The sequence below is a fragment of the Ornatilinea apprima genome (assembly GCF_001306115.1).
Taxonomy (GTDB): Bacteria; Chloroflexota; Anaerolineae; order Anaerolineales; family Anaerolineaceae; genus Ornatilinea; species Ornatilinea apprima.
Genome location: NZ_LGCL01000023.1, coordinates 80,276 through 92,232, shown reverse-complemented (window position 1 = coordinate 92,232; position 11,957 = coordinate 80,276). Strand labels below are relative to the sequence as shown.

Genomic DNA, 11,957 nt, shown 5'->3' with positions numbered 1-11,957 from the left:
ATAACACCTCGCCAATTTGCCAGTAACCAAACCCGCCGGGCAAGATTAACAAACTTTAACCGTTATATATTTCACGATATTATTGACAGTTGAACGCTCTTTTTTTATACTTGTTGATGCGCCGGGCGCAGTTGTGTTTGCGAGTACGGTTTTCCGATGCTGAGAAACAGTCCGCTTCCGAGCGTCCTCATTATAGGTAACAAAACATCTCAAAATAGTCCAAAATGATGATGGCAAGCAGGCAAACCAAGGGTATAATCAGTTTAATCTTGCCAGATAGGATAAATAATGTCAACAAACACCAATTACCACAAACCGCTTTGGGATACACAGATTAATGTGCGTGATTTCGTTTTCAACAACATGACCCCTTACGATGGGGACGCCAGTTTTCTGCAGGGCCCCACAGAGCGCACGCTGAAACTCTGGGCGGCGGTTACACATCTGTTGAAACAAGAGCGAGATCGCGGTGGGGTGCTTGCCATAGACCCGATTAACGTTTCCACCATCACCAGCCATGCTCCTGGCTTCATTGATGAATCACTGGAAACCATTGTGGGTTTTCAAACCGATCAGCCGCTCAAACGCGCCATTAAACCCACTGGCGGCTGGCGCATGGTCAAGCAGGCCTGTGAGGAAAACGGCGTGGAGTTGGACGCGAGTGTGGTTGAGATCTTCAGCAAGTACCGTAAAACGCATAACGAAGCGGTCTTCGATGTTTACACGCCTGAGATGCGCACGCTGCGCAAGACGGGCATGATCACCGGCTTGCCAGATAATTACGCGCGCGGACGCATTATTGGTGACTACCGCCGCCTGGCTTTATACGGCACAGACGCGCTGATTGCCGCTAAAGAAGCGGATAAAAAAGCGCTGAACGGCGCGATGACCAACGATGTTATTCAACTGCGGGAAGAGATCAGCGAGCAAATCAAGGCGCTGCATGCTATTTATGAAATGGCCGCTGGTTATGGTTTTGATGTCAGCCGCCCGGTGAAGAACGCCCGCGAGGCCATTCAATGGACCTATTTTGCCTACCTGGCCGCGATTAAAGAGCAAGACGGCGCGGCGATGAGCCTGGGGAACGTGAGCAGCTTCTTTGATGTGTACCTCGAGCGCGACCTGGCGGCCGGTGTGCTGACTGAATCCGAAGCGCAGGAGCTGATCGATCATTTTGTGATGAAGCTGCGCCTGGTGCGCCACCTGCGCATGGATGAGTACAACCAGTTATTCTCTGGCGACCCCACTTGGGTTACCGAAGCCATCGGCGGAATGTGGCACAATGGGCAGCACAAAATCACCAAAACCGCGTACCGCTTTTTGCAGACTCTTTACAACCTGGGCCCGGCGCCGGAACCCAATCTCACCATCCTGTGGTCCGATAAACTGCCGGAGAACTTCAAGAAATTTGCGGCCAAGGTTTCCATCGACACTTCTTCACTGCAGTATGAAAATGACAACCTGATGTCCGACTTTGGCTGCACGGATGACTACGGCATTGCCTGCTGTGTGTCGATGATGGGCATTGGCAAAGAAATGCAGTTCTTTGGCGCGCGCTGCAACCTGGCAAAGACTTTGCTGCTGGCGCTGAATGAAGGCCGCGACGAGATGAGCGGCACGCTGATCGTTCCCGGCATTGAGCCGCTGCCCGCGGGCAAGCTGGAGTATGACGAAGTGATGCGCCGTTATACACAGGCCATGCAATACATCTCCGAGCAGTATGTGAACACCATGAATGTGATTCACTACATGCATGACAAATATTACTATGAGCGCGCGCAAATGGCGTTTATGGACTCGGAAGTCAAGCGCAATATGGCTTTCGGGGTGGCCGGCTTGAGCGTGGTGGCCGATTCACTCTCCGCGATTAAGTACGCCTCGGTTTCCCCGGAGCGCAACGCGGAGGGGCTGACGGTTGGTTTCAAGGTGGATGGTGATTTTCCGAAATATGGGAATGATGATGACGCTGTGGATCTGATCGCCAAGCAGTGTGTGGCCGATTTCTACGCTGAGCTGCACAAACACCATATTTACCGGGACGCCATCCCCACTCTTTCAGTTTTGACAATCACCTCCAATGTGGTGTACGGCAAAAAAACCGGTGTCACACCCGACGGCCGTAAAATAGGCGACGCGTTCGCTCCGGGCGCTAACCCCATGCACGGTCGCGATTCGGCTGGCGCGATTGCTTCGCTCAATTCGGTGGCCAAGCTGGATTATTCCACGGCGCCCGATGGGATTTCGAACACGTTTTCGATTGTTCCCAAGTCGCTGGGCGCGACGTTGGAAGACCAGATCTCCAATCTAGTGGATGTGCTGGACGGTTATTTCAGCAAGAACGCCCACCATTTGAATATCAATGTGCTCAACCGTGAGACTCTGCTGGAGGCCATTGAACACCCTGAGAACTACCCGCACCTGACCGTGCGCGTCTCTGGCTACGCGGTGAACTTCACTAAACTGACTTTGGAACAGCAGCGCGAAGTAATTGCCCGCACGTTCCATGAGAAAATGTAACCTTCGATTTGGAGAGTATGGGCGCTGTGCTTCGCATTCATTCGATAGAAACTTTTGGCACCAGTGATGGGCCGGGAATCCGGTTGGTCATCTTTATCCAGGGTTGTCCTCTGCGCTGTCTGTATTGCCACAATCCTGATTCGCAGGCTCTCACCAGCAAATTTGCCACCGATTTACCCCTGGAGGATTTGCTGGAGCGCCTGGAAAAACAGCGCCCGTACTTCAAGAACAAAGGCGGAGTAACCTTTTCGGGCGGCGAGCCAACCGTTCAGGCCGGCGCGCTGTTGGAATATCTACCCGCTGTGCGAGAGGCTGGCTATCACATTGCCCTCGATACCTGTGGGGCGATCTATAACCGCCGGGTGAACCAGCTCTATGATCATTCGGACCTGATCATTTTGGATGTAAAACACATTGACCCCGATTGGCACCGGCGTATTACCGGCAGCCCGATTGACCCGGTGTTGAAGAACGCGGCTTATCGCGAGCAGACGGGTAAACCCATGTGGCTGCGCTATGTATTGGTGCCGGGCTATACAGACCAACCGCAGTATCTGGAGCAGTGGGGCAAGGTCTTTGGCGATTACAAATCAGTGGAGCGCGTGGAGATCTTGCCGTACCACACCCTGGGTGTGCACAAGTACACCGAAATGGGGCGAGATTATCCATTGGTTGGCGTTGATACACCCACCAATGAGCAGGTGGAAAAGGCCGCGCAGATCTTCAAAGAATATTTTTCCAACGTGGTTGTCCATTAGTTACGCACGGCAGATACCATATTTGGTTGTTTGACGGCGTTTTCCGATGCTCTTGCCGGGAAACGCTGTTTTTTTGCCTACTTTTGTGCTTTTTTGAATGCACCCGGAATATTTCAGTTATACTACTTAAGGCTTGTTGCAAATTTGTGCGGCAATTGGCACTTGAGTTTTATTCTCCTTCTGCTGCTTGGCCTATTGGTGTAGATAGCGTATTTCCCGTTAAGCGATTTCTAGTTTTGATCAGCGGCGGGAGACAGGGTTTTGACGGGTTAGGTTAGTAAAGAAAATGCAAAATGACGTGGAGATCAGGTGATGATGAATCCAAACCGGCTTTTTTCCCCCGAACCGCAATTGACAAAATTGGCGCGCGAACTGTACGATTCGGTGGCTGCCCTGCCTCTGGTTTGCCCGCATGGGCATATTGACCCGCGCCTGTTCAGCGATCCGCGGGCGACGTTTGGCTCACCGGTCGATCTTTTCATCATTCCTGACCATTACGTTATCCGCATGTTGTATTCTCAAGGGATTGCCCTGGAAAGCCTGGGCGTGCCACGTGTGGATGGTGGTAGCACGGAAACCGATCATCGAAGCATCTGGCGGCTGTTCTGCGAAAATTTTTGCCTGTTCCGGGGTACGCCGACGGGTATCTGGATCCAGCACGCCTTGAGCGAAGAGTTTGGCATTCAAGAGAAGCCCACTTTGGCCAACGCAGACCAGCTTTACAACGCGATCAGCCAGAAGCTGGCCACCCCCGAATACACTCCCCGCGCTTTGTTCAACCGCTTTCATATTGAGGTGCTGTGCACAACCGACGCCGCCACCGACACCCTCGAGGCGCACCAGGCGCTTCAAGCGCTGGGTTGGGGTGGTCGCATCCGGCCCACTTTCCGCCCAGACGCGGTGATCAACCTGGACACACCGGACTGGCGCCAGCAGATTGAACAGCTCAGCGAGGTCAGCGGAGTGAACGTGATTGACTACTCCTCGTTTCTGCAGGCTTTGGAGCAGCGGCGGGCGTTCTTCAAAAAAATGGGCGCGGTTGCCGCGGACCATGCCGCATTAACCCCCTTTACCCGCGAGCTGCCCCGCACGGATGCGGAAGCGATCTTCCAGCGCGCGCTCAAAGGGCAGTTCAACCCCGAAGACGCGGTCCGGTTTACCGCCCACATGCTCATTGAAATGGCGCGCATGAGCATTGAAGACGGTCTGGTGATGCAGCTGCACCCCGGATCATTGCGCAACCATAACGCGTTGATTCACAAGCGCTTTGGCGCGGACCGGGGCAGTGACATTCCCATGCAGACGGAATACACGCGCAGCTTGCTACCTTTGCTTCATAAGTACGGCAACGATCCGCGCCTGACTCTGGTCTTATTTACTCTGGATGAATCCACCTATTCGCGTGAGCTGGCCCCGCTGGCCGGGCATTATCCGGCTGTTAAACTGGGGCCGCCCTGGTGGTTCCACGACAGCCTGAACGGCATGGCACGCTATTTTGATCAGGTGATGGAGACCGCGGGCCTGTACAACACCGTTGGATTCAATGACGATACCCGCGCGTTTTGCTCCATTCCGGCGCGCCACGATGTGTGGCGGCGCTCCTCCGCCAACTGGGTGGCCGGATTGGTCGCGCGCCATATCATTGATCTGGAAGACGCCCGGCAAATGATGGCGGATCTGGCGGTCAATCTGGCGAAACGCGCCTATCATCTGTAAGTAATATGGGGAAAAAAGATTTAATAATGACTCCAGACACATTTGATCTTCAAAACCAGGTCGCCGTTGTGACTGGCGGGGCGGGGGTGTTGTGCGCGGCGATGTGCCGCGCGCTGGCGCGCGCTGGAGCGAAAGTGGCTGTTCTGGATTTGCGTGAGGAAGCAGCGCAAGCCCTGGCCGCGGAGATTGGGAATGGCGCGGTGGGGGTGGGGTGCAACGTGCTGGAGAAGGACGGCGTTGAATCGGCCGCCCGGCGGGTTGTTGAAGTCTATGGCCGGGTGGATATTCTGATCAACGGCGCGGGCGGCAACAAGCCGCAAGCCACCACCAGCCCGGAGCTGTCATTCTTTGATCTGCCGCCCGACGCGCTGAGTTGGGTTTTTCAATTAAATCTGTTAGGCGCTATATTGCCCAGCCAGGCATTTGGCAAGATCATGGCAGCGCAGCGGCAGGGGGTCATTTTGAACATTTCTTCCATGAACGCATTCCGCCCGCTGACGCGCATTCCGGCCTATTCGGCAGCCAAGGCGGGCGTCAGCAACTTCACGCAGTGGCTGGCGGTGCACATGGCCCAGGAATATTCGCCCGCCATTCGCGTGAACGCGATCGCCCCTGGTTTTTTCCTCACCGAGCAAAATCGCTATCTGCTGATGGATAGAGACAGCGGAGAGCTTACCCCGCGCGGAAAGACGATCCTGGCGCACACCCCGCAGGGGCGGTTTGGTTCTCCGGAAGACTTGCTGGGCGCGGTTCTGTGGCTGGTTTCACCGGCTTCCGCGTTTGTTACCGGGGTGGTTATTCCCATTGACGGTGGTTTTTCGGCATTCAGCGGCGTCTAGTCGCAAGGGAAAGGCGGGAACAAACCTAGCCGCGAGCGGGCGTTCAGCCTGGCTGAAAACACCTGTAAATGATCATCTGGCAGTACCAGCGTATTGAATGAAAACGAACTTCTTCATTATTATGGGCGTATCTGGCTGCGGCAAGACCTCGGTCGGAAAGGCGCTGGCTGAGCGCCTGGGATGGGATTTCTACGATGCGGACGATTATCACCCTGCTGAAAATGTGGCCAAGATGGCCAGCGGAATCCCTTTGAATGATGATGACCGCGCCCCCTGGCTGCGAGAGCTGCATAAGCTGATCGCGGGCAGCCTGGCGCAGGGCCGCCCGGGTGTGCTGGCCTGTTCGGCACTGAAAGAGCGTTACCGGCGGGTACTGCTGGCGGGTAACCCCGGGGTTCAACTTGTGCATCTTAAGGGCAGCTATGAATTGATCTGGTCGCGCATGAACGCGCGGGCAGCTCATTACATGAAACCGCATATGCTGCGAAGTCAGTTTGAGGCTCTGGAAGAACCGGCTGACGCGCTGGTGGTGGATATTTCTTTGCCGGTGGAGGAGATTGTGGAGCGCATCCTTGCCTGGCACAGCGGAGTGGAGTAGGCCAGGTTTTCTGGCCGGGATGATGGTCACGTCCGTTTGCTGGCATTTTCCAACAGAAGTACGGGCTTACTGTGGTATAAAAGTGTGTTTCGCATAGGTGAGAAAAGCTGCTCACAAATCAAACAAGCGGCCTGAGCTCCAGGCCGTTTTGGGTTATTACGTGGAGACCGGTCCATTGGGCAAGTTTCCATCAGCTCATCGCGATGAAATTGACAGGCTGGTCGGGGGAAAGAAAGCGGCTTTTTTAAGCATGAGCGCGATGAACAAGAAAAAGGGGGATAGGTAATTGTTAACGATCTTAATCCAATCATAATGATCTGTTGACATTCATCTGGAAATTTGATAAAGTTATAGAAATTGTTACCGATAACGGTAACGCTCCCGATAGCGTTCACAGGACTCCAGCCGCAGCAATGTACAAAAAAACGACCTTACGCGATGTTGCAAAAATAGCAGGAGTATCCACCCAGACGGTGTCGCGGGTGATCAATGATCACCCGGATGTCTCGGATGAAACGCGCTTGAAAATCCAGGATATTATTAACGACCTTGGATATTCCCCCAATATTATTGCCAGAAGCTTAAGCCGTGGAAAAACCAACACTCTGGGAATTGTGGGTTTTCGGCTGGACTTTTTTGGTTCCAGCAGCGTCTTAATGGCCGTGGAGCGAAAAGCGCGTGAGCTGGGTTTCTCCATGCTGCTCACCCTTTTGAATGAGATTGATGACCTGGATGTCGACTTTATTCTGGAGAACCTGGTCTCCCGCCAGGTAGATGGGTTGATTTGGACGGTCCCTGGTAAACTCGATGAAGCCAATTTCATCATGCAAAAAACCCGCGAGCTGCCCATTCCGGTTGTGATCTTGAATCATAACCCAGACGAGCGCCACAATTTTGTCTGTCTGGATAACTGCTACGGCGGGAAGATTGCGACCCAACATTTATTGGATGAAGGTTACCGGCAGGTGGGTATTATTACCGGGCCTTCGGGGTGGTGGGAATCGGAAGAACGTGCCAAAGGTTGGCGGGAAGCGTTGGGATACGCCGATCCTTGGTCTGTACCCGCGGATTTGGTGGAAGAAGGTGATTGGTCTTCTCAAAGTGGAGAGAAGGCTTTCAACAACCTGATCGAAAAGAACCCACAGATTAACGCGGTGTTTGCATGCAATGATCAGATGGCCCTGGGCGCTTACCGGGCCGCACAAAAAAGGGGGATGGATATTCCCTCAGATATTGGCTTGATCGGGTTTGATAATATTCCAGAAGCCGCCTTTTTTACCCCGCCGCTCTCCAGCGTCAATCAAAATTGTTGGGATTTGGGAGCCGGTGCGGTTACCCGCCTGATGGAGTTGTTGAAGAATCCAAAAGCGGAAAAGGGAAGCGTTATCTGGGTCAAACCCCAACTGGTTGTTCGTGAAAGTTCATTAAGAAAAGATCAGTCCCTGGCTTAACGTCTTCGAGAAGCCGATCAAGAAAAATTACGTGCGGGGAAAGTCTGCCCTTGAAGACTTGAGTGAGATAAGACCCGTCGGAAAGGAGTTATACAAGGAATAGAAACAAGATCAAGTTCGCTCTTTAGACTGCAGTTCGTGTGTTTCAAAACAACCATTTGAAGAATCGTAATAGGAGAATGAGATGAGTAAAAAATTATGGATCATTGTGAGCGCCGTTTTGGTCTTTGGCATGCTTTTCGCTGCCTGCGCTCCTGCCGCCCCGGCTGCTGAAGAAGCCGCCCCCGCTGAAGCTGCCGCTCCTGCCGAGCAGGCCGCTGCCCCCACCGAAGCCCCCGCTGAAGCTGCCGCCCCCGCCGAAGAGGCCGCTCTGCCGAAGATTGGCGCGACCATCTACAAGTTTGACGACAACTTCATGTCCTTCGTTCGCCGCGCGATCGAGACCGGCATGGAAGGCAAAGCTGAACTCATTCTGAATGACTCGCAGAACGATCAGGCCAAACAGAACGAACAGGTCGACACCATGATCTCCAAGGGTGTTCAGGCTCTGGCCATCAACCTGGTCAATCCCCAGGGCGCTTCCGCGATCATCGCCAAGGCCAAAGAAGCTGGCTTGCCGGTGGTGTTCTTCAACAAAGAACCATCTGCTGAAGATATGGCTTCTTATGACAAATGCTGGTACGTTGGCACCCGCTCGGCCGAATCCGGCGAAATGCAGGGCCAGATCATTGTCGATAGCTGGAAAGCCAATCCCGCTTGGGACAAGAACGGCGACGGCGTGATGCAGTACGTTCTGCTCAAAGGCGAGCCCGGACACCCGGATGCGGAAGCCCGCACCAAATACGCTGTTGAGACCGTTGTCAACGCTGGCATTCAGGTCGAAGAACTCGAACTGCAAACCGGTATGTGGGACAGCGTCAAAGGCAAGGAACTGATGGATGCCTGGTTGGCCAAACACGGCGACGCGATTGAATACGTGATCGCGAACAACGATGCCATGGCCCTCGGCGCCATCGCTTCTCTGCAGGCTGAAGGCTACTTCACCGGCGACAAATTCATGCCCGTCGTGGGTGTGGATGCCATCCCGGACGCGCTGGTCCAGATCAAAGCCGGTACGTTGGTTGGCTCTGTTTTGAACGACGCCGCCAATCAGGGTAAGGCCACCGTTGACCTGGCGCTGAACGTTGCCATGGGCAAGGATCCGTTGGACGGCACCAACTGGACGCTGGACGAGGTGAAGGCTGTCCGCGTTCCGTACCTGGGCATCACCCTCGACAACATCACCGTAGCCGAAGAAAGCTACAAATAATCTGCCTGAAATAGGCATATAATAAAGAAATATGTGGAGATGCACGCAAGTGCATCTCCACAACCTGCAACTCGCTGTGAAATGATCTGGTAAGCCATGGAGGATTTGAAGGAAAGGTTATGACTGAAGCAACTTACTTGTTGGAAATGAATAATATCTCAAAATCCTTCCCCGGTGTTCAAGCGCTGGATAACGTGAAGTTACATATTCGCCGGGGGAGCGTGCATGCCCTGGTGGGTGAAAACGGCGCCGGAAAATCGACCCTAATGAAATGCCTGTTCGGGATTTATCACAAGGATGAGGGAGATATTCTCCTCGAGGGTAAACCAGTTCAATTCACCAATGCCAAACAAGCCCTGGATCACGGGGTTTCGATGGTGCACCAGGAGTTAAACCAGGTGCGCCAGACCCGCATCATGGATAACATCTGGCTGGGCCGCTTCCCCGAAAAGGGGCTCTTCATCGACGAAGATAAAATGTATGCCGATACCCTGGCGATTTTCAAAGACCTGGAAATTGAGCTGGATCCGCGCAGAAAAGTGGACACGCTTTCCGTCTCTGAAAGCCAGATGGTTGAAATTGCCAAGGCGGTTTCATATAACGCAAAAATTATTGTCATGGACGAACCGACTTCTTCTCTGACCGAGAAAGAAGTGAATCACCTGTTCAAGATTATTTCCGCTTTGCGGGCGAGAGGCGCGGGCATTATTTACATCTCGCACAAAATGGAAGAAATCTTGAAGATTGCCGATGATGTTACCGTGATGCGCGACGGTCATTGGATCCGCACCATCCCCGCTACAGAAGTAACCATCGAGGAGATTATCCGGTTAATGGTAGGGCGTGACCTGACCAACCGCTTCCCGCCCAAAACCAACCGGCCTTCTGACACCATTCTGGAAGTCAGAGACTTTACTGCCACCGATCCAAGATCGATTAAAGAAGTGTCTTTTGATCTGCGCAAAGGTGAAATTCTGGGTGTGGCAGGCCTGGTTGGCTCCAAGCGCACTGAGCTGGTCGAATCGATTTTTGGCCTGCATAATTTGCAATCTGGCAGCTTGAACCTGAACGGGAAAGATATCAAAATCAGTAATCCGCATCAGGCGATTAAAAAGGGATTTGCGCTGGTTACCGAGGAAAGACGGGCGACTGGCATTTTCCATGTTGCCAACATTCGTTTCAACAGCACCATCGCCAATATTGAAACTTACGTAACCCGATACCGCCTCTTGAATGACCGCGCCCGCACCAAAGACACCAAATGGGCCATCGACAGCCTGCGGATTAAAACGCCTTCTCAAAAGACACGCATTGAATCGCTCTCCGGCGGCAACCAGCAAAAAGTGATTTTGGGACGCTGGCTGCTCACCGGGCCGGAAGTTCTGCTGATGGATGAACCCACCCGCGGTATTGACGTTGGCGCGAAATTTGAAATTTACCAGCTCATGCTGGACCTGGCAAACAACGGCAAGGCGATTATTATGGTCTCTTCAGAAATGCCGGAATTGTTGGGAATTACCGACCGGATTTTAGTGATGAGTAACGGTAGGGTCGCGGGAATTGTGGAAACCGCCAATACGAACCAGGAAGAAATTCTCACTCTCGCTGCAAAATATATTTAAGGAAGGTTGAACGTGGAGAAAACAGCTAATCCGATTGCTCTTCCCAAGGGGAAGAAATTTGTTGACTACATTGTAGACAACGCCATTATTTTTGTTCTCTTGATTTTGCTGGTGGTCATCATTGTGGTTGAGCCCTCATTCATCTCCATCCGCAATTTCAGGAACATCCTTTCCCAGGCGTCCACACGGCTCATTTTCGCTCTGGGCGTGGGCGGCATCATCATCGCCAAGGGCACCGACTTGTCTCTCGGTCGCCAGGTGGGCCTCGCGGCGGTTATCTCGGCTTCTTTGCTGCAGGGCGTGGACTACACCTACCGCATGTACCCCGATCTGCCTGAGCTGCCCATTATCGTGCCGATTATCCTGGTGATGCTGATTACCACCTTGTTCAGCGCGATTAATGGTTTTGTCATCGCCAAATTGAAAGTTGATCCATTTGTGGCCACCCTGGGTATGATGATCATCGTATATGGCGTAACCTCCATTTACTTTGACCGCCCCCCGTACGGCGCCCAGCCCATTGGCGGTCTCAGCCCCAAATTTGCCAATTTCGCGCAGGGTTCCGTAAATATTGGTACCTTCTCGATCCCTTACTTGATTATCTATGCCGCGCTGGTCACCACCCTGATTTTCGTCTTATGGAACAAGACAAAATTTGGGAAAAATATGTACGCCATCGGCGGCAATATTGACGCGGCCATCGTTTCCGGCGTGAACGTCTTCCGCAACCTGATGTTCGTCTACATGCTGGCCGGTATGCTCTACGGTTTGGGCGGCGCGTTGGAAGCGGCCCGCATCGGCAGCGCGACCAACAATACCGGTAACGGCTACGAGCTGGACGCCATTTCCGCCTGTATTGTGGGTGGGCTTTCCTTCAACGGCGGCATTGGCACGGTGGGAGGCATCATTTTTGGCACGCTGATCTTCCAGGTCATCGCCTACGGTCTGTCGTTCATTGGCGTCAACCCGTACCTGCAGTACATCATCAAAGGTTTGATTATCGTGATTGCCGTTGCGATTGACTCTGCCAAATACCGCAAGAAATAATCCTCAACATGTTCAATCCTTCTTAGTGTTGCCAAAACCAGGCCCGATCGGCCTGGTTTTGGTTTTCGTAAGCATGGGGCATTGGCTGCGCCTGCTGGTG

The 11,957-nt window shown here is 53.2% G+C and carries 9 protein-coding genes; all 9 read left to right on the top strand.

Annotated elements, in window-relative coordinates:
• Positions 1-288: 288 nt before the first annotated feature.
• The 9 genes from pflB to mglC all read left to right on the top strand — a co-directional run bounded on the left by pflB (position 289) and on the right by mglC (position 11,857).
• The gene (gene pflB / locus ADN00_RS09345) at positions 289-2,517 is read left to right on the top strand and encodes a formate C-acetyltransferase (protein WP_075062706.1); all 2,229 of its coding nucleotides are present in this window, start codon (positions 289-291) and stop codon (positions 2,515-2,517) included.
• A 17-nt stretch (positions 2,518-2,534) separates the two neighbouring features.
• Positions 2,535-3,275, top strand: a complete 741-nt coding sequence (gene pflA / locus ADN00_RS09340) for a pyruvate formate-lyase-activating protein (protein WP_075062705.1) — start codon at positions 2,535-2,537, stop codon at positions 3,273-3,275.
• A gap of 312 nt (positions 3,276-3,587) precedes the next feature.
• The gene (uxaC, locus tag ADN00_RS09335) at positions 3,588-4,991 is read left to right on the top strand and encodes a glucuronate isomerase (protein WP_075062704.1); all 1,404 of its coding nucleotides are present in this window, start codon (positions 3,588-3,590) and stop codon (positions 4,989-4,991) included.
• 26 nt (positions 4,992-5,017) lie between these two features.
• Positions 5,018-5,830, top strand: a complete 813-nt coding sequence (locus ADN00_RS09330; RefSeq protein WP_201781174.1) for an SDR family oxidoreductase — start codon at positions 5,018-5,020, stop codon at positions 5,828-5,830.
• 97 nt (positions 5,831-5,927) lie between these two features.
• Positions 5,928-6,428 carry a gluconokinase gene (locus ADN00_RS09325; protein ID WP_075062702.1) on the top strand — a complete coding sequence of 167 codons (501 nt, stop codon included), beginning with the start codon at positions 5,928-5,930 and terminating at the stop codon, positions 6,426-6,428.
• A 413-nt stretch (positions 6,429-6,841) separates the two neighbouring features.
• The gene (locus ADN00_RS09320) at positions 6,842-7,879 is read left to right on the top strand and encodes a LacI family DNA-binding transcriptional regulator (RefSeq protein WP_075062701.1); all 1,038 of its coding nucleotides are present in this window, start codon (positions 6,842-6,844) and stop codon (positions 7,877-7,879) included.
• 184 nt (positions 7,880-8,063) lie between these two features.
• Positions 8,064-9,188, top strand: coding sequence for a galactose/glucose ABC transporter substrate-binding protein MglB (gene mglB, locus ADN00_RS09315; RefSeq protein WP_075062700.1), 1,125 nt, complete (start codon positions 8,064-8,066; stop codon positions 9,186-9,188).
• A 119-nt stretch (positions 9,189-9,307) separates the two neighbouring features.
• On the top strand, positions 9,308-10,810 hold the full coding sequence (gene mglA / locus ADN00_RS09310; RefSeq protein WP_075062699.1) for a galactose/methyl galactoside ABC transporter ATP-binding protein MglA: 1,503 nt from the start codon (positions 9,308-9,310) through the stop codon (positions 10,808-10,810).
• Between the two features lie 33 nt (positions 10,811-10,843).
• Positions 10,844-11,857: a galactose/methyl galactoside ABC transporter permease MglC gene (mglC, locus tag ADN00_RS09305; RefSeq protein WP_075062772.1), complete on the top strand. Its 1,014-nt coding sequence runs from the start codon at positions 10,844-10,846 to the stop codon at positions 11,855-11,857.
• Positions 11,858-11,957: the final 100 nt, after the last annotated feature.

Bases quoted from the DNA above. Each gene is read 5' to 3' on its own strand.
- ADN00_RS09320 (WP_075062701.1), top strand. From the start codon at position 6,842: ATGTACAAAAAAACGACCTTACGCGATGTTGCAAAAATAGCAGGAGTA.
- pflA (WP_075062705.1), top strand. From the start codon at position 2,535: ATGGGCGCTGTGCTTCGCATTCATTCGATAGAAACTTTTGGCACCAGT.
- ADN00_RS09330 (WP_201781174.1), top strand. From the start codon at position 5,018: ATGACTCCAGACACATTTGATCTTCAAAACCAGGTCGCCGTTGTGACT.
- mglA (WP_075062699.1), top strand. From the start codon at position 9,308: ATGACTGAAGCAACTTACTTGTTGGAAATGAATAATATCTCAAAATCC.
- ADN00_RS09325 (WP_075062702.1), top strand. From the start codon at position 5,928: ATGAAAACGAACTTCTTCATTATTATGGGCGTATCTGGCTGCGGCAAG.
- uxaC (WP_075062704.1), top strand. From the start codon at position 3,588: ATGATGAATCCAAACCGGCTTTTTTCCCCCGAACCGCAATTGACAAAA.
- pflB (WP_075062706.1), top strand. From the start codon at position 289: ATGTCAACAAACACCAATTACCACAAACCGCTTTGGGATACACAGATT.
- mglB (WP_075062700.1), top strand. From the start codon at position 8,064: ATGAGTAAAAAATTATGGATCATTGTGAGCGCCGTTTTGGTCTTTGGC.